17 protein-coding genes are annotated in these 17,595 nt (G+C 70.3%); 8 read left to right on the top strand and 9 right to left on the bottom strand.

The window, feature by feature from the left end:
- Nucleotides 1-427: 427 nt before the first annotated feature.
- The gene (locus tag ABD832_RS25045; protein ID WP_344899540.1) at nucleotides 428-2,524 is read left to right on the top strand and encodes an MMPL family transporter; all 2,097 of its coding nucleotides are present in this window, start codon (nucleotides 428-430) and stop codon (nucleotides 2,522-2,524) included.
- A gap of 83 nt (nucleotides 2,525-2,607) precedes the next feature.
- Here the strand turns inward: ABD832_RS25045 and ABD832_RS25040 are convergent, their stop codons facing one another.
- The 3 genes from ABD832_RS25040 to ABD832_RS25030 form a co-directional block, all read right to left on the bottom strand.
- Nucleotides 2,608-3,402, bottom strand: a complete 795-nt coding sequence (locus ABD832_RS25040; RefSeq protein WP_344899538.1) for an MOSC domain-containing protein — start codon at nucleotides 3,400-3,402, stop codon at nucleotides 2,608-2,610.
- A gap of 125 nt (nucleotides 3,403-3,527) precedes the next feature.
- Nucleotides 3,528-4,268, bottom strand: coding sequence for a VOC family protein (locus ABD832_RS25035; RefSeq protein ID WP_344899536.1), 741 nt, complete (start codon nucleotides 4,266-4,268; stop codon nucleotides 3,528-3,530).
- Between the two features lie 10 nt (nucleotides 4,269-4,278).
- Nucleotides 4,279-5,163, bottom strand: a complete 885-nt coding sequence (locus ABD832_RS25030; protein WP_344899534.1) for an alpha/beta hydrolase — start codon at nucleotides 5,161-5,163, stop codon at nucleotides 4,279-4,281.
- Between the two features lie 585 nt (nucleotides 5,164-5,748).
- On the opposite strand from ABD832_RS25030, the gene ABD832_RS25025 reads away from it, so the two are divergent.
- From ABD832_RS25025 to ABD832_RS25015, 3 genes are all read left to right on the top strand, one after another.
- Nucleotides 5,749-6,618 carry an endonuclease/exonuclease/phosphatase family protein gene (locus ABD832_RS25025; RefSeq protein ID WP_413224612.1) on the top strand — a complete coding sequence of 290 codons (870 nt, stop codon included), beginning with the start codon at nucleotides 5,749-5,751 and terminating at the stop codon, nucleotides 6,616-6,618.
- 199 nt (nucleotides 6,619-6,817) lie between these two features.
- Entirely contained in the window at nucleotides 6,818-7,624 is an 807-nt protein-coding gene (locus tag ABD832_RS25020) for a cellulose binding domain-containing protein (protein WP_344899530.1), read from the top strand.
- Between the two features lie 389 nt (nucleotides 7,625-8,013).
- Complete coding sequence (locus ABD832_RS25015) at nucleotides 8,014-8,163, top strand: hypothetical protein (protein ID WP_344899528.1); 150 nt, start codon at nucleotides 8,014-8,016, stop codon at nucleotides 8,161-8,163.
- 209 nt (nucleotides 8,164-8,372) lie between these two features.
- Here the strand turns inward: ABD832_RS25015 and ABD832_RS25010 are convergent, their stop codons facing one another.
- From ABD832_RS25010 to ABD832_RS25000, 3 genes are read right to left on the bottom strand one after another with little or no spacing between them, the layout of a single operon-like run.
- Entirely contained in the window at nucleotides 8,373-8,711 is a 339-nt protein-coding gene (locus tag ABD832_RS25010; RefSeq protein WP_344899526.1) for a hypothetical protein, read from the bottom strand.
- A complete protein-coding gene (locus ABD832_RS25005) occupies nucleotides 8,711-10,729 on the bottom strand; it encodes a hypothetical protein (protein WP_344899524.1) in 2,019 nt (672 codons plus the stop codon). The genes ABD832_RS25010 and ABD832_RS25005 overlap by 1 nt, the downstream gene beginning before the upstream one ends.
- A 40-nt stretch (nucleotides 10,730-10,769) precedes the next feature.
- Nucleotides 10,770-11,033 (bottom strand): hypothetical protein, encoded by a 264-nt coding sequence (locus ABD832_RS25000; protein ID WP_344899522.1) that lies wholly within the window; start codon nucleotides 11,031-11,033, stop codon nucleotides 10,770-10,772.
- A gap of 354 nt (nucleotides 11,034-11,387) precedes the next feature.
- Here ABD832_RS25000 and ABD832_RS24995 point away from each other — a divergent pair, with 354 nt between their 5' ends.
- Both ABD832_RS24995 and ABD832_RS24990 read left to right on the top strand, forming a co-directional pair.
- Entirely contained in the window at nucleotides 11,388-12,113 is a 726-nt protein-coding gene (locus ABD832_RS24995) for an HAD family hydrolase (protein WP_344899520.1), read from the top strand.
- A gap of 133 nt (nucleotides 12,114-12,246) precedes the next feature.
- Nucleotides 12,247-13,626 (top strand): glycoside hydrolase family protein, encoded by a 1,380-nt coding sequence (locus tag ABD832_RS24990; RefSeq protein ID WP_344899518.1) that lies wholly within the window; start codon nucleotides 12,247-12,249, stop codon nucleotides 13,624-13,626.
- On the opposite strand, the gene ABD832_RS24985 is transcribed toward ABD832_RS24990, so the two are convergent.
- Entirely contained in the window at nucleotides 13,627-14,472 is an 846-nt protein-coding gene (locus tag ABD832_RS24985; protein WP_344899516.1) for an NAD-dependent protein deacetylase, read from the bottom strand.
- A gap of 196 nt (nucleotides 14,473-14,668) precedes the next feature.
- On the opposite strand from ABD832_RS24985, the gene ABD832_RS24980 reads away from it, so the two are divergent.
- Nucleotides 14,669-15,094, top strand: a complete 426-nt coding sequence (locus tag ABD832_RS24980) for a DUF4259 domain-containing protein (RefSeq protein WP_344899514.1) — start codon at nucleotides 14,669-14,671, stop codon at nucleotides 15,092-15,094.
- 198 nt (nucleotides 15,095-15,292) lie between these two features.
- Entirely contained in the window at nucleotides 15,293-16,678 is a 1,386-nt protein-coding gene (locus ABD832_RS24975) for an alpha/beta fold hydrolase (protein ID WP_344899512.1), read from the top strand.
- 58 nt (nucleotides 16,679-16,736) lie between these two features.
- Here the strand turns inward: ABD832_RS24975 and ABD832_RS24970 are convergent, their stop codons facing one another.
- Together ABD832_RS24970 and ABD832_RS24965 are read right to left on the bottom strand one after the other, a co-directional pair.
- Entirely contained in the window at nucleotides 16,737-17,042 is a 306-nt protein-coding gene (locus tag ABD832_RS24970) for a transcriptional regulator (protein WP_344899509.1), read from the bottom strand.
- A complete protein-coding gene (locus tag ABD832_RS24965) occupies nucleotides 17,023-17,511 on the bottom strand; it encodes a hypothetical protein (RefSeq protein ID WP_344899507.1) in 489 nt (162 codons plus the stop codon). Before ABD832_RS24965 ends, ABD832_RS24970 begins: the two co-directional genes overlap by 20 nt.
- Nucleotides 17,512-17,595 lie beyond the last annotated feature (84 nt).

The following is a 17,595-nucleotide window of genomic DNA, read 5'->3' as shown; positions in this document are numbered from 1 at the left end:
AGAGGAAGGGAAGGCGGGTACGACGATCGGCGGAACCCTGCAGTAGGGCCGCTCCGGAGCCTCGGCGAGCGTGAAGGAAGTGGCGACGTCACGTGAGAACGTCGTCACCTCCCTGTTCGCCCCCATCGTGTTTTCCGGCCTGACGATCGACGGCTGGACGTACGAGAACGTCATCGCGACACCTTCGAAGGTTTCTTCACCCCTGTCACGCCGTTGCCCGCCTCGGGTGCGGCGCGACCGCCGCGTGGACCTTCTGGCCGGCCTGCCGTCGCGGGCGCCGCGCCTCGCGGTGATGCGGATCCACCAGATGCCGGCAGTGGCCGATGTGCCATCGCTACGGCTACTCCGAGAAGAGAGATTAGGTATGTTCGCGACAATTGGTCGATTTGTCGCTAGGCGTCGTAGATGGGTCTGCTCAGCCGCCATCGTGTTCGTCGTCCTGGGCGGCGTGTGGGGCTCGGGAGCGGGGGGAATCCTGGGCGGCGGTGCCGGCCTCGACAACCCCTACGGCGAATCCTCTCAGGCGAACCGCCTGCTGGCGGACACGCTCGGGCGGCATGTCGCCGACGTGGTCGTCATGTACGAGAGCACCGGCATGACCGTGGACGACCCGCGCTTCCGCGAGAGCGTCGAGGCGGTGGTCGCCAAGCTCCCCAGGAACACCTACGACTGGGTGGAGACCTACTGGTCCACGAACTCGCCGGACTTCGTCTCCGAGGACAGGCACAAGACCTACCTTTCCCTGCAGCTCGTAGGAGCCGTGGAGGAGGAACAGGTCATCGTGTACAACCGGCTCGTGGGCCTGCTGGACGCGCAGGGCCTGACGGAACGTTTCGGCGGCCTGACCGCGGTGGGCCAGCAGTTCAACGCCATCAGCACCCGCGACCTCGCCAGGGCCGAACTGCTCTCGTTCCCGCTGCTGGTGATCTTCCTGTTGCTGGTGTTCCGCGGTGTCGTCGCGGCGGCGCTGCCGCTCGCCATCGCCGTCCTCGTTGCGGTCGGCTCGCTCGGCGTGCTGCGGGTGGTCGGCGGCTTCGTGGAGCTGTCCACCGCCGCCATCAACGTGGTGGTGATCCTGGGACTGGGACTGGCGACCGACTACGCGTTGCTCATCGTCAACAGGTTCCGGGAGGAACTCGCGGCGGGACGCGACGTCGAGGACGCCGTGGTGCGGGCCACCGCCACGGCCGGCCGTACGGTGGTGATCTCCGGCGTGACCGTCGCGGTCACGCTCGGCGGCCTGCTGGTGTTCCCCTCCAGGTTCCTGACCTCGCTGGCCTACTCCGGCGTCAGCGTGGTGCTGTTCGCGGTGCTGAGCGCGCTGACCGTGCTGCCCGCGCTGCTGCGGGTGGCCGGTCACCGGATCGACTCGCTGCGGATCCCGCTGCCCCGGCTGCGGCGGCGGAGCACGGTGCGGAAGGAGGACGGCTGGTACCGCCTCGCGCACGCCGTCATGCGCAGGCCGGTCACCGTGGTGCTGGCCGTCACCGTCTTCCTGGTCACGCTCGGCCTGCCGCTGCTCGGTGCCGTCTGGACACGGCCCGCCGAGTGGGCGCTGCCCGCGGACACCGACAGCGTGGTGGTGGCCAGGCAGCTGAAGGAGGAGTTCCCCCTCGACCCGACCAAGGTGATCAGCACCGTCGTGCGGATGCCCGGCCCGGCGGACACCCCGCAGGCCAAGGCCGCGCTCGACGAGTTCGGCCGACGGCTGGGGCGCATCGAGGGCATCGACAGCGTGGAGGTGAGCGGCACCAAGGGCGACCTGGCGCGGATCACCCTGGGGTACTCGCTGAGCCCGTACGGCCAGGAGATCAGGGACGTGGTCGTGAAGCTCCGCGCGGAACCGCCACCGCCCGGGGCCGACGCGCTGTTCGCCAACCGTCCGGCGGCGATCGTCGACATCCTGTCCATGATCGCGAGCGGGCTGCCGTGGATGCTGCTCATCGTCTCGGTCGTGACGTTCGTGGTCCTGTTCCTGGCGTTCGGATCCGTGATCCTGCCGATCAAGACAGTGATCATGAACCTCCTGTCGCTTTCCGCGGCCTTCGGCGCCATGGTGCTGATTTTCCAGGACGGTCTCCTGTCCGGGTTGCTCGGTTTCGAGGCCCCCGGATTCATCGACGCGAACATGCCCGTCATGATCGCGGCGATCACGTTCGGACTGGCCATGGACTACGAGGTGTTCATGCTGGCCAGAATCCGCGAACACTACGTGGAGTCGCACGACCCCGTGGAGTCGGTGGCGATCGGAGTCCAGCACACCGCCAGGATCGTCACCGCCGCGGCCCTGCTGCTGGGTGTCGTGGTGGGGGCGTTCGTCATCACCAGCGTCACCGTGCTGAAGATGATCGGTATCGGGGTGGTGGTCGCGCTCCTGGTCGACGCCACCATCGTGCGGGGCCTGCTGGTGCCGGCCGGCATGCGGCTGCTCGGGCACCGGGCATGGTGGTCGCCGGCTCCACTGGCCCGCTGGTGGGACCGGCACGGAATGCCGGAGGAGAGCGCGGGCCGAACAGCGGTGTGACGGCGCACGCGGCGACCATGCCGACGACGAGCCCGTTCACCTCGGGGAAGGACTCCGGTTCCAGGGTGACGGTGCCCGACCGGTCAGCCCGGCCGGACCTCGTCGCCGACCTTGAGCTCGCCAAGGTTCCTGGGCACCAGGCGGATGCCGAACCAGGTGTGCCCGTCCCAGCGACGCCGCTTGGCCAGGGTCCTCAGGGGTTCCTTGCCGCGCTCCTGGGTGTCCGGGTCCCAGAGGGTGACGACGCAGCGGTCGCACAACGTCGAGACGCGGAAGTCGGCCTCGCCGATGCGGAGCGACGTCCAGGCGTCCTCCGCAAAGGGCTTCGCGCCATCGATGACGACGTTGGGCCGGAAGCGGGCGATGTCGAGAGGGTCCGGGGGGTGCTCCTGGTGCTCCATGGCGACTTCGACGATCCAGTCGTCCAGGCGCCGGAGCGAGCTCCGGGAGACGAGCAGGAGCGGGCCGTCCCAGAGGCCGCCCTGTTTCTCGGTGACGGTCCGGCGCTCGGGGTCGTCCAGCCAGATGAGGCGGGCGGGCCTGCCGAGCAGGTGGGTGAACCATTCGTGGGCGTCGGCGTGGGCGAGTACGGCTCGATCGAGGGTGGAGCAACTGAGCGGGAGCATGTCGCCGGTGGCCGGGGGGACCGTGAGCTCGCCCATGTCCTTCGCCGACAGGTGGAGGCCGCCTTCAGGGGTCTCGACGGCCGAGACCGAGAGGAGCCGGGGGTGTTCGCCTACCCAGATCAGTTCTCCCATCGGGCCCACCACTCCCCAGCGACGGTCGCCTTCCAGACCCCACGGCAGGACGCGGGCGGACGAACGAGGGATGCCTTTGGCGGACCTGAGGGGGTAGGTGCGGATCTCCTCTACTTCCATGGGAAGAGAATAGGAAAAAGCACTCCCCCGGAGTACGGGAGGCGTCCGGAACGGGGTGCCGGACTCCTTTGGGGATGTGAATCCCGCACGCTCTCCTACGAGGGACGGTGTCGTCGGGCTCCGCGTCAGGACGGGGCGAGGACGCAGAACTCGTGGCCCTCCGGGTCGGCCAGGCACGTCCACGGCACGTCGCCCTGGCCGAGGTCGAGGTCGGTGGCGCCGAGCGACCGCAGCCGGGCCACCTCCGCCGCCTGGTCGTCACCGGGGTACGGCAGCAGGTCGAGATGGACGCGGTCCGGCACGGTCTTCACACCGGGCGTACGGAGGAACTCCAGGTACGGGCCGACGCCCCTGGCCGAGCGCAGCACGGCGCGGTCGTCGGTGACCTCGTGCAGGGTCCAGTCGATCGCGTCCCCCCAGAACCGGGCCATGGCCCGCGGGTCCGCGCAGTCGACGACCACCGCGGCGATCGGCCCGGTGTCCCGGTAGATCTCCCGGGGCTCCAGCACGCAGAACTCGTTGCCCTCCGGGTCGGCCAGGACCGTCCACGGCACGTCACCCTGGCCCACGTCGGCGGGCGTCGCGCCGAGCCCCTTCAGGCGCTCGACCAACTCCGCCTGATGGGCCGCGGAGGCGGTGGCGAGATCGAGGTGCAGGCGGTTCTTCGTCGTCGTCCTGGGTTCCGGGACGGGAACGACGTCGACGCCGACGGCGACCGGGTCCGGCCAGACGAGGCCGCCGACGGGTCCGACGTAGGTGGTCACGCCGGGGCTGTAGGCGCTCCAGCCGAGCGCCTCCGCCCAGAAGCGGCCGACCGCCGAGGCGTCGAGGGCCTTCACGTTCACCTGCACGGGTCGCAGTGCCATGCCGGCGACCCTACGCGCTCGCCGTGGCCACCTTGTCGGCCCACTCCGCGATGCGGCGCAGCAGGGTGGTGGCGACCGGGGGCGGGTCGGCAAGGAGCACGGTTGCGTGAAAGGCGTGGGGCATGCCCTCGTAGATGTCGAGCCGGACGTCCCCTCCCGCGGTGGACATCGTTTCGGCGAAGCGCCGGGAGTCGTCGAGCATCACCTCCTTCGAGCCCACCGCGAGCAGGAGCGGCGGCAGCCCGCGCAGGTCACCGTGCAGGGGGGACTGGGGTGCCCGGTCCGGTCGCTCCCCGTCCAGGTACTGGGTGCGGACGTGGTCGAGGACGGCCCGGCCGACGACGTCCTGGCCGTCGTTGGCGTCGATGGACGGGCTGGACAGGGTGAGGTCGGTCTGCGGGGAGACGGCCAGCGCCGCCGCGGGGAGGGGATCGCCCGCCTCCTTGAGGACCAGCAGCGCCGACAGCAGCAGCGTGCCCCCGGCCGACTCGCCCGCCAGGATGATCCGCGACGCGGGCACGCCTTGGCCGAGCAGGCTCCGGTAGGCGGCCACCGCGTCGTCGAGGGCGGCCGGATACCGGTGGGCCGGGGCGAGCCGGTAGTCCACCGCCAGGACGGGGCGACCGGTCACCTGCGACAGGCGGTAGGCCATGAGCTGCTCGAAGTGGGGGTTCGTGTACTCGAATCCGCCTCCGTGGAGATAGATCGTCACCCCTTTCCCGACCGTAACCCGGCCCGCGGTGACCCACGTACCGGGAATGTCGCCGGTGTGCGGCAGGACGGGGGTGAGGTCGGCGTCGCCGGGCAGGTCCGGGGGGCTGGCGTGCAGGGTCATGAGCCGTGACAGGGCCTCGGCGCTGTCGCCGGGCGTGCTGGGGATGCGTGTGACGTTCACGATGTGGGATTCCTTTTCCGGGAGCGGACGGGCATCGGCCCGCTCCGGGCATGGTCGAGATCGGTGGAGGTACGCGGCGAGAACGGCGGGACGTCAGCCGTTCATCGACCCGTAGAACGCGAATCCGCTGGATTCGGGCCGGTCGGGCTCGGGGAGGGGTGCGGGTGGCGGTGGTGCTCGGTGCCACGGGGCGCGGGGACGGCGCGCGGGCGCTGTGCGGTCAGCCGCTGCCTGTGAAGTGTGAACTCACGACGTCATCCCTAGCTACGGCGCCTCCATGCCACCGCCGTCCTCCCGGCCGGTGGCACGCGACATGCCCGTCATTACAGGGCTTCGCGACGAACGCTGTCAAGGCGTGGCTTCCTCGGCCGCTCCGTTCGCATCACCGGAAGAGGCCCGGCCGGGTCGCGGTGGCCGTACGGTCGGGGCATGAGCGTCGAAGATCGGGAAGCCGGTCGCGAGGGGGGAAGCGCCCACCCAGCCGGACGCCGGACGTGGGACCGGGGACGGGGGCGAGGCGTGCCGGGCAGGTCACGGCCGCGCGGGTGGGTCCTCGCGTCGGCCGCCGTGGCGGTGGCGGTGCTGATGGCGTTCCCCGGCGTCGTGCCCAACACCGTGGGCAATCTCGGCAGCCTGCTGGAGACCTTCCTTCCCTGGGCAGGCCTGGCCGTTCCCGTACTGCTGGGGCCGGTCCTGCTGCGCCGCTCGGCCCTCGCGACGGTGTCCCTGGTGCTGCCCGCGGTGGTCTGGGTCGTGGTGTTCGGCGGACGGTCGCTGCCCGCCGACCGGGAGGCGGCGGGCGACCTGACCGTGCTCCAGCACAACGTCGGCGAGGAGAATCCCGACCACACCGGGACGGCGCGAGCCCTGGCGAGGGCCGGGGCCGACCTCGTCGCCCTGGAGGAGCTGACGCCCGCCGTCCGGCCCGCCTACGAGCGCGTCCTCGCGTCCGGCCACCCTCACCGGGCGGTCGCGGGCACCGTCGGCCTCTGGTCCCGGTACCCCCTGACGGACGCGCGGCCGGTGGACATCAGACCGGCGGGCGTCGGGCCCGACTGGAACCGCGGGCTGCGGGTCACCGCGCGGACACCGCAGGGGGACGTGGCCGTGTACGTCGCCCACCTTCCCTCGATCCGCATCCGGCCGTCGGACGGTTTCGGTTCCGGCCGCAGGGACCAGAGCGCCGCCGCGCTGGGCAGGGCCGTCGCCTCGGAGTCGCTGGACAGGGTCGTCCTGCTGGGGGATCTCAACGGCACCCTCGACGACCGCGGCCTGGCCCCGCTCACCTCCCGGCTGGTCTCGACGCGGAACGGGTTCGCCTTCAGCTGGCCCGCGGCCTTTCCCCTCGCCCGTATCGACCACGTCATGACCCGTGGGGCGACACCCGTCGCCGCCTGGACTCTGCCCGCCACCGGCAGCGACCACCTGCCGCTCATGGCCCGCGTCGACCTCTGACACCCGCCGGCGGTTGCGCGGATCCACGCGACGTGCGCCTGGTGCTCCGGTGAACTCCCGCGCACCCGCCGTCGATGAAAGTTTCATCGGCCGGCACCGTTCATCAGGGCCACCCGGCCGTGGTGGCGGCGCGACGTTGACCGGTCCCGTCCAGGGTGTGACGTTCCTTGAAGGGGTCATCATCGAAGGGGGCACATCAATGCGGGTAACGACATGGCTGGCCGGTTGGGCCGGCGGAGGGGCGACGGCCGTCGCGCTCCTCTTCCTGGGGGCCGGAACCGCCACGGCCACCACACCGTCACCGGCACCCTCCGCTTCTCCCGCCCTCCCGTGCCGCACGGCACCGCAGACCCCGGCGCCCTCCAGCACCCCGCCGACCGCGCCGGGAACGCCGACGGTCGTGAACGTCACGCTCAACCAGGTGCACCTGAGCTGGGCCGCTTCCGTCGATCCGCACGGCGTCGCCTGCTACTACGTGTACGAGAACAGGAACGGCACGGCCGTCCGGGTGGCCACCTTCCAGCCCGCGGTCACCGAGGGGAGGATCTACCTTTCGTTCCCCCCGCGCTACGTCGCCTCGGAGGTCCACCACCTGTACGTCGTGGCCGTCGACACCAAGGGCGAGGTGAGTGCCCCGTCCGGAACGGTGGCCGTCACGATCTACAACGACCTCCCCCCGGTGCCCGGCAGTTGCGAGGTGAAGTACACCTCCTGGCCGTGGAGCGCCGGGATGAGCACGAACATCAGGATCACCAACACCGGCTCCGCGACCTTCACCGACTGGCAGCTCGCGTTCTCCTTCGCCGACCCCGGCCAGCGGGTGACCTCCGGCTGGTCGGCCACCTGGTCGCAGACCGCGAGCGCGGTGACGGCCGTGGCCCAGCCCTGGAACAAGGACCTCGCTCCCGGGCAGTCGCTGCTCATCGGCTTCCAGGGCACCCACACGGGCGCCAACCCCCCTCCGGAGGCCTTCCGGTTCAACGGGGTCGCGTGTGCTCAGCCGTGAGGGAGGGGCCGGCCCGGTGACACGTCCGCGCTGAACGATCAGGGCCCGTCCGACGGCGGAACCGGAGGTCCGGGCCGGGGAAGAGCGCGCCGCCTCGTCACTCTCGCGGGGATTCGCGCCTCACGTGAGACTTCGTGACCGCACCGGTCGAGAGCCCATGGACACGGGCCACCGCGCGGTCGTGACTGCCTGCGGTGTCGCCGCCGGTACGCCGGATCCGGATTCAAAAGACGGTCTTGCATATCGGTGATCACTGGTTGAGGATCAATATGCAGCGGCAATTCCCCACGGGGGCCCAAAGGAAGGTCCAAAGCATGAGTTTCATGAAAAGAGCGGTCGTCGGCCTCGCGAGTTTCGCCATCGCCGGAACGGTCTTATCCTTCGGTGGCGTGGCCCACGCCGAAAGCAAGTTCTACGGCGGTTACTCGGACGCCGGTACCTGCAACTACTGGAGGTACGCGGTCAGGGACTCGGGATACCGGGTGACGGCCTGTACCTGGTCGCAGCCCAACAAGTGGCACTTCACGGCGTGGCGTTAGCACCCACGGCGGACCCGCCGTGAACCAGGCGCGGTCCACGGGCCCGGCCCCTTGAGGGGCCGGGCCCTTCGCGCTTCCCGACGTTCGCGCTTCCCGACGTTCGCGCTTCCCGACGAGAGCGGCTTCCTGGCGGTCACCGCCCGTGGCATCGCGATCCGGCGGCGGCTGTCGGGGACGCCTGCGGGGCATGCCGTTCGGAGGAAGCCGGATCAGGAGGTGGCGAACGGGCACTTCCAGGAGCCGCCTGCTTTCTCGGCTTCCGCGGTCCACTCCTCAAGTTCTTTTCCGGCATACTCTGTCTGCGCGTGGAGGCTGGACCAGTCGGCGAACTCCCCGTTCGGACGAATGCGACCGTCTACGAACCAAGAAGCTCCCTTGATCTCCTTTTCGGGAATTTTTTCATGCCCAGCAAGACATTCGACGACGCTGTGTATGGCTCTTGTCCGTATCTCCCACGGCTCGCTCTGAGGCGGAGTGGCGGGCTTGTCCGAACAAGCCGTAGCAGCGAAGATCGTGATCAAAGTGGCCAGTCTTACCATGGCCTTCATCAGGGTGTCATCCCTCGCTGGGTCTGCATGTCCGCCTCGGTGACCCGGACCCACTCTTCCAGTTCCTTTCCTGCGACCTTCTTCTGTGCGTTCGTGTTGTACCAATCGGCAAATTCCGCGTTGGGGATGATCACCCCATTGTGGAACCATGACACGTTGCTCTCCACGTCTATGGCTCCAGCATTGATCAGCCCTTGAACCACCGGGATTTCCACACGTGAGACCCGGTCATAGAAAGCTTCTGCATTTTTCTTCAGGGCATCCGTCGCATGGTCGGTATCAAGGGCCTCGTTCAAGGGCGGCTGAGCGAGGGCAGTGAAAATCTGGGCGCTGGTCGTCGGGCCCACGGCTTTGGTGAAGTTTATAGCGCCGAATCCTCCGCTAAACATGGACAAGAAGGTCGCGCTGCGCTTGTTCTGAGCATCTTTCTTTTCGGCATCGCTGAAATTTTGGTCTGCCTCGATCTTGGAAACGAAGCCATAAAGTGCTGCCATCTCCGAGAGGTAATTTTGGTCGGAGGGGTCCAGGACTGTCGCTTTTACGGCTCCACTGAGCCGTGCGTCCATGGAACCCAGAAGCTTACCGAGGTCCTTTTCGTTGTTCAGCGCCTGTTTGAGAAGCCCTTTGAGCTCGCGGTGAGAGAAGTAGGAAACCCACAGTCCATTTGGGGAGCGTTTGCTCAGAACTGCTTCGCTAGGAACTCCCAGGCGTGCCGAGGCGGCGAAGTCCGGAAGATAACGGTCGATCGCGAAGTTCAACGCCCTACGTGTCTCCGCCGGCAGCACCTTCTCCGGGTTCAGCCGGGAGAACTCCGCCGTGGCCTTGGCGATGTTGACCACCGACCAGGCCGACTCCCTGGCGTCGGTGCCTCCGCCGCGCTTCGCGGAGGCGGCGGCCTCCAGGAAGGTGCCGACGTGGGAGGAGAGGTCGACCTGGCCGATCTTGGGAGAAGGGTCGGTCATGCCGCCGGGCGGTGCGGGACGCCGGTGGAACGAGTCCGACCCGGGGGTCCGCCAGGAGTCGTCGACCAGCATCCGGGTGTAGGTCAGGCCCTTGTCGGGGTCGCCGAGGACGTGGCGGGCCGCCTTCCCGTTCTCGGCCGACCGGTTCAGGGCGGCGATCACCGGGTCGTGGCCGGCCAGGACCTTCTGGAACCGGAACACGTCCCCGCCCAGGTCGGACGACCCGTTGCCGGATCGCGTGGGAGGAAAGGAGATCGTGCCGGCCTTGCGCGCGTCCAGGAGGGAGCGGGTGATGTCGGCCAGGAGCCGGGAGTCCCAGTCCTTGCCGGACGGCCCGTGCTTGAGGAGCATGCCCACCGACCACGGGTCCTTGGCCTTGGTGAGCGCCGCACGGGTCGCGTCGGACATCAGTGGCCTGGCGTCCTTGCCGCTGCCGGTGCGCAGGCTGCCGGCGGCGGCCAGGGCGCCCGCCAGAGTGGTGAGGACACCCTGGTCCTGACAGGAGAACAGCGTGCCCTCGGAGTGGTCCCCGTCGTTGAGCACCCGGGCGGCCTGGGCCGTGGCCGGGCCCGCGATCTGCAGGAAGGTCCTGAGGTAGTCGTTGTCCTTGGGATGCAGCCGTAGCTTCTCGGCCGCCTCGCGCAGTGCGGCGCGTTTCTCCTCCGTGTTCTCGCCGTCCATGGCCGTGACCAGCGCGGTGGCGTCGCGTTCCGCCTGGAAGCCGCTCCGGCCGGTGGCCTTCCAGTCCAGCGGCACGACGGGGGGAGGGATCGGGCCGGGGACGTGGCCGGGCATGCCCATGACGGGTGCCTTGGGGTCCCAGCCCTTCAGGCGGGCCAGCTCGTAGGCCCGTTCGGTGCGGGCCTCCATGTCACGGGCGTCGTCCCGCGCGCTGTCGACCAGGCGGGGCAGGACGCCGAAGCCGACCTGAGCGTCCCAATTCTCCATTTTCCGCTGGATCACCGAACCGCGGTCGGCCAGTATCTCGTGGAGCCGTTTGAGCTGAGCGGTCAGTTTCTCCAGCCTGTCGGGAGCGACGCCCACGAATTCGCCCATGCCGTCCTCTCGGTGCGTTCCACGTGATGGAGTGGTTTCCCTATGGGGTGTTCCCGCCTGCCGCCACGGCTTTCTCGATCCGGGTGACGATCGCCTGCTGTTCCTTGGCGACCGCGTCGAGCAGTGAGAGGAGATGCGCGCGGCGGGCGTTCCACTCGTCACTCCAGGCGTCGGCCGAGGACCCCTGCCAGGTCTCCTTGCCGAACAGGGGTGGTACGGCGCGCAGCGCGTCGAGGATCTCGTTCATCGCGGTGGTGACCGCGGACATGTCCGCCCTGCACTGGGCCAGATCGGCGGGGGTCACCCCGAACCTCCCTTGGACGCTGCTCTCGGCGGGGTAGGGCCGCGTGACGGTACGGGATCCTGACGGAAAGACTCTAATAATGTTCTCCGCCGGAACGCCAGGGCAGCGATTCGGGAAACGGAGATTACCGCATGACGATCGTTCTCTCCCGATTCACAAGGTGAGCCTTTTTCGCTCCGGCCGTGGAACGGAAGACCGATGATCGCTCCTGTGTCTCTTCGGCTTCGACGGGACGCTCGCGGCATCTCGATGCCCAGGGTTCGCCGATCCGAAACGACCGCTCCCATGCTTTCCCGCTGTTTCACGGCCGGGAGGAGGAGCGCGTCGCCGAGGCGATCTCGTTATGCTCGGGCGGTGAGTTCTCCGATGACGCTCGTCCTGTGGGACATCGACCACACGCTGATCGACGCCGGTGGCGTCACCGCCGACACCTATGACCACGCGCTGCACGCCGTCACCGGCCGGCGGATGGAACACGCCGTGGAGGTGGCCGGCCGGACCGAACGGGCGATCGTCACCGAGATCCTCCAGGCCCACCGGGTGGAGGTCTCCGATCGGCTGCTGGACTCCTTCTACGTGGCGCTCGCCGAGGCGTTCGTCGTGCGCGAGGCCGTCATGCGCGAGCGCGGCCGGGCCCTGGCCGGGGTGCGCGAGGTGCTCACCGCGCTGGGGGAGCGCCCGGACGTGGTGCAGTCGGTGCTGACCGGGAACACCGAGCCGGTCTCGGTCGGCAAGCTCACCGTGTTCGGGCTGGAAAGCTTCGTGGACTTCGAGGTGGGCGCGTACGGCACCGACCACGAGGACCGGGCGGCGCTGGTGGCGCTGGCGCAGGAGCGCGCCGCGGGCAAGTACGGACGCTCCTTCGGCGCGCGCGACACCGTGCTGGTGGGGGACACGCCCAACGACGTCCGCGCGGGTCACGAGGGCGGGGCGCGGGTGATCGCGGTCGCGACGGGCTTCAACGACGCCGCCGTCCTCGACGCGGCCGGTCCGGAGCTGGTGCTGGAGGACCTCACCGACACCGAGGCGGTCGTACGGGCCGTCCTCGCCGTGACGGACCGGGCGGCCGGCGAGCGGTAGTCGCCGGCGGGCAGCGTCAGGCGGCGTCAGGCGACGTGACGACCGCCCGCGGACCGTGCGCCTGTATGCCGCCCTTACACGGCTCATGGAACGCTCGGGGTACGGCGAACGGTGAGGATCGGGTGAGGCTCAGGTGTCAGCGCTCGGATGGGGATCGATGTGGCGGCGTCCCGGCCGGAGGATCGTCTCCGGGGCGGCGCTGGTCGCGACGGCACTGGTCGTCGCGAGCTGTTCCCCGGGGGAGAGCGTGGACCGGGCGGCCCAGGACGGCCGGCAGCCCACCGCCGCCCCGTCCGCGGCGCCCACCGCGAACATCAAGGAGCCCCCGCGGGTCGACCCGGCCTGGCCCCGCTGGGGGTTCACCCACACCGGGGTCAGCGCCAACAACGTCACCCCGCAGTTCGAGCAGACCGTGGCCCAGCGGCTGGCCCAGACCCCGATGCTGCAGAACCAGCACATCATGGGGTTCGGCGCGCTCAACCCCCAGCCCCGCCCGCGGGAGTTCTACTGGGAGGACCTCGACAGCCGGACGAACCTCATGAGGCGGTCCGGTGGCACACAGATCATGACGCTCTGCTGTGCCCCCGACTGGATGAAGGGGGGACCGGAGGGGCCGACCCAGGACTCGGCCTGGAGCGAGCACCTGGAGGACGCCCCCTACCCCAAGCACTTCGACGACTTCGCCAGGCTGTCGGCGGCCGTCGCCACGAAGTACCGCGACGTCAAGTACTTCATGGTCTGGAACGAGTTCAAGGGCTTCTGGAAGGACCACTCCAAACCTGCGGACTACAAGGGCTACACCGCGATGTACAACAAGGTCTACGACGCGGTGAAGGCGGCCAGGCCCGACGCGCAGGTCGGCGGCCCCTACCTCGGCTTCGACAGCAACAGGACCGGGAACTCCGAGCTGCGGGGCCCGTGGGGGGTCGTCAACCAGAACGCCCTGGACGCCTTCGAGTACTGGTTCGAGAACAAGAAGGGCGCCGACTTCGTCGTGGTGGACGGCGCCTCGGTGACCGACGCCCATGAGCTGCTGCCCGACGCGTTCGGGGCGCTGGGCAAGTTCAGCGCGGTCACCACCTGGCTGCGGGAGAAGACCGACCTGCCGGTCTGGTGGTCGGAGTGGTACTTCGTCCCCGAGGACAAGACCGTGTGGCCCGAGCCCATGCGGCTCGCCGTCCAGGCCGCGTCGATGATCGAGTTCGCCGAGAGCGGCGCCGCCACGGCGCTGTACTGGAACCCGCAGGTCAAGCAGGGGACCTGCCTGCCCTGCATGTGGGATCCGCGGACCGGGGCCGAGCAGCCGACCGGACGGCTGATGGCCGACTTCACCCGGTGGTTCCCGGCCGGTGCCAGGCTGGAGGCGGTGACCTCCTCCGCCCCCGGGGTCCGGGTGCTGGCCCAGCCGCAGCAGATGGTCATGGTCAACACCACCGGGGCGAAGGTCACCACGACTGTGGACGGCAGGGAGTTCGCCCTCGGGCCGTACGAGATCAGGTGGAGCGGCCGCTGATCAGCGCGCGGTCGTGGCCCGGGGGGCGGTGAGGTCGACCAGCGCGGGAAGGATCTCGCCCAGGGGGCCGTCGACGGTGAGCGCCGCGTGCTCGTCCCCCCGGGTCGGGCCCTGGTTGACGATCGCCACGGGGATGCCGAGCTTCGCGGCGCGCAGGACGAACCGGCGGCCGGACATCACCGTCAGCGACGACCCCAGGATCAGGAGCAGGCGCGCCCCCTCCACCAGGGCGAAGCACTCGCCCACCCGGCCCGCCGGGACGCTCTCCCCGAAGAACACGACGTCGGGCTTGAGGATCCCCTCCGGACAGGCCCGGCATCCGACCACCTCGAACCCGTCGATCTCCTCGTCCCCGAGCTCGGCGTCGCCGTCGGGGTTGACCGCGACGGCGCGGGCGGCGAAGGCGGGGTTCGCCCGGGTCAGGCGGGCGTCCAGCTCCTCCCGGGAGCTCAGGTCGCCGCAGTTCAGGCAGATCACGCGGTGCAGGCTGCCGTGCAGCTCGATGACGTCGCGGGCGCCGCCCTCCTGGTGCAGGCCGTCGACGTTCTGCGTGACGACGCCGGTCACCAGGCCCCGCCGCTGCAGGTCCGCGACCGCCCGGTGGCCGCTGTTCGGCCTCGCCCCGGCCATCGCCCGCCACCCGACGTGGCTGCGGGCCCAGTAGCGCCGTCTGGCCACCGGGCCGGACAGGAACGCCTGGTAGGTCATCGGGCTGTGCCGTCTCGACGCGCCGCTCGGCCCCCGGTAGTCCGGGATCCCCGACTCCGTCGACAGGCCGGCGCCGCTCAGCACCACGACGCCGCCCGCCGCCAGCATTTTCGCCAGCGCGTTCGCATCCTCGTTCACCCCTCCATGCTGCCTCACCCCGCGGACCGGTCGGCACCGGCGTCCCGCACCGGCGCGGAGGCCGGGCCGGGGCGACGTCCAGGGCCGTTCAGGGCCGTCCGGGTACGGTGCCGGTAGGCCGGCCGGTGCCCGGTCTGTCGGTGCTTCCTGCCACGATGTCCGGACACCCGCGCACCACGACGACCTGGAGACGTACATGGGCACCTGGGACCTCGGCCCCTTCGACAACGACACGGCGGCCGACTTCTCCGGCAGGCTGGACAAGGCCGACGAGGACAAGCGGGAGGAGCTCATCCGCGAGGCGCTCGCCCGCGCGGCCGGCACCACCGACTATCTCGACTTCGACGACGCGGCCGAGGCCCTGGCCGCGGCCGCGCTGGTCGCCGCGCAGCGTCCCGGCGGGGAGGCCGTGCTGAGCCCGTACGGCCCCAAGAAGCCCCTGCCGGTGCTCCCGGCCGAGCTGGGGGGCCTCGCCGTCCAGGCGCTCGACCGGGTCATGGCCGAGCCCTCGGAGCTGCTGGAGCTGTGGTCGGCGGAGGGGGCCGGTGACCTGTGGAGGACGAGCGTCCTGCGGCTGCGGAACATCCTCCTCGCGGACGGGGAGGGCGGCGCCTCCTCCTGACCGGCCCGGGCACGTTCCGGCACCCTCTCCTGGAACGTTCCGGAACGCCTCCCGGGAACCCGCGTGGTGACCCGTTCAGGCTCTTAAAACGAGGCATCCGGTCGCGTGCCGGGATGACATCCCCCGGGATGATCCGCCGTCCGCGGATCGGACCGGGGGCCGACGCGGCCGGGGCGCCCGTTCGGAGATCGTGGCCGCATGATGACATCGATCGTGGTCGCCCTGAGCCTGCTGGGCTCCGGCGTACAGGCGGGGCAGGCGGGGCAGGCCGAGCCCCTGGACTGGGCTCCCTGCCCGAAGGACACGAGCGGGATGGAATGCGCCGACCTGCGCGTCCCGGTCGACTGGAGCAAGCCCGACGGCCGCAAGATCACGCTGAGGCTGGGCCGGCTCAAGGCCACCGGCGTCTCCGAGGGCTCCGTCCTGGTGGCCTACGGCGGGCCGGGCGGGCCCGGGATCTCGATCACCCGGTCGGGGAACTGGTGGGCCGGGCTGCGCAAGCGCATGGACGTCGTCACCTGGGACACCCGGGGCTACGGCGAGCAGTTCGGCGGCCTCAGCACCGGCCTGCCGTGCACCTGGACCCGCGTCCCGCTGCCGGAGTTCCCCCGGGACGACGCCGACTTCGGGCGGCTCTCCGACACCAACCGGGGCTACGCCGAGGCCTGCCGGAACAAGGATCCCGAGTTCTTCGCGAACATGAGCTCCGCCGACAACGCCAGGGACATGGAGGCGATCAGGAAGGCGCTCGGCAGCGCCGGGCTCAACTACTACGGCGCCTCCTACGCCGGGTTCTACGGGCAGGACTACGCCCGGCTCTTCCCCGCCGAGGTGCGCACGATGGTGCTCGACGGCACCTGGAACCACGCCACCGCCGACTGGGGCGCCGAGATGGAGAAGATGGCCAGGAGCAACGACAAGGCCCTCGGCCGGTTCTTCGACTGGTGCGCGGCCGAGGGGAAGTGCCGCGACGTGCGCGCCCGGTGGCGCGGGCTGGTCGCCGGGGCCGACCGTACGCCGATCCCCGCCAAGCGGGCCGGGATCGCCTACGACGGCCGCGACCTGCAGGCGTTCGCGATCAGCGCGGCCCGGGACGGCGAGACGGCATGGCCCGAGCTGGCCAGGGACGTCCGCGGGGCGATCGCCGGTGACGCCTCCGGTTTCCTGCCCGAGCGGGGCGCCCGCTACCCCGACCAGTCCACGGGCGTCACCGAGTGCCTCGACTGGCCCCGTCCGGCGAACCGGGCCGAGCTCGACGCGACGATCGCCCGGCTGCGCAGGGCCGCACCCGACGCGGGGACGGCCAACACGCTGGCGACCGGGACCCTGGGCTGCATCGGCTGGCCGGTCCCGGTCACCAACCCGCCGGCCCCGCTGCCCAAGGGGCTGCCGCCGCTGCTCGGCGCGGGCGCCTGGGACGAGTCCGACGCCGTCCGGCGGGTGGTCGCCCAGGTCCCGGGAAGCGCCGTCGTCCGCCACGAGGGGCCGGGGCACACGCTGTACGTGACCAACCCCTGCGCCCGCGGCCACATCGACCGCTACCTGGCCGACCGCGTGCTGCCGGCCGCGGGGACGACCTGCTGACCGGACGGGGAACGCCCCCGGACCGCCGCCCCCGGATCCGGGCGGGGCGTGCCGGGGGTCATCCGCCGTCGACGTTCGCCAGGTCGCTGAGGCGGTGGAGTTCGGCCAGGTGCCCGGCCAGTGCCTGCCGGCCCTCGGCGGTGAGCGCGATCCAGGTGCTCCTGGCGGCCTTGCCCGAGGTCTTGGTCACCTCCACGTACCCCTCCGTCTGCAGGACCTTGACGTGCTTGCTCAGCACCGAGTCGCTGACGGCGAGGGTCTCGCGGAGCACCGAGAACTCCGCGGACTCCACCGCCGAGAGCATCGCGCAGATCTGCAGGCGGTTGGGGGCGTGGATGATCTCGTCAAAGACCGGGGCGGTCACGACCCGCTCGCACATCCGCCCGCAGGGCCTCGTCCATGCGGTGGCCCATGACGACGGTGAGGACGCCGATCAGCACCCCGGCCACCGCCACGGCCCCGTACACCCCGGCTCCCCACTCCAGGTACATCGCGATCCCCGCCACGATCAGGACGGGCAGCATGTAGAGCCCGTAGGTCCGCCGGGCGGCGGGAGTGGACGTGTAGCGGTCGATGGACAACCCCGTCGACCGCTTGAGCGCCGCGGTGAGCGCGAACGGCACCAGGATGAGGAACAGCGGCACCCCGTAGGACGCCCAGCGCATGCTGATGGAGACGCAGGCACCGGCCATGGCCACCCCGAGCCCGGCGTGGTACCACCACGGGCTGGTGATGCGCTCCGCCGTATGGGCGCGCATCGCGGTGACGCTGTCCAGGGCCGCGCGGGCGGCGGCCGGGTCGGGGGTCTCCAGGTGGGATCGGCTGCTTTCCATGATGGAAAGCATACACCGAGCTTTCCGTCATGGAAAGTTCCTTTTCCCGGAACGTCCCCGCCGTCGCCCGGTCGTCTTCCCAAC

The organism is Streptosporangium longisporum, from assembly GCF_039534895.1.
GTDB classification, from domain to species: Bacteria; Actinomycetota; Actinomycetes; order Streptosporangiales; family Streptosporangiaceae; genus Streptosporangium; species Streptosporangium longisporum.
Note: the sequence above shows the minus strand (reverse complement) of the source record. Positions and strands in the feature narration are given on the sequence as shown.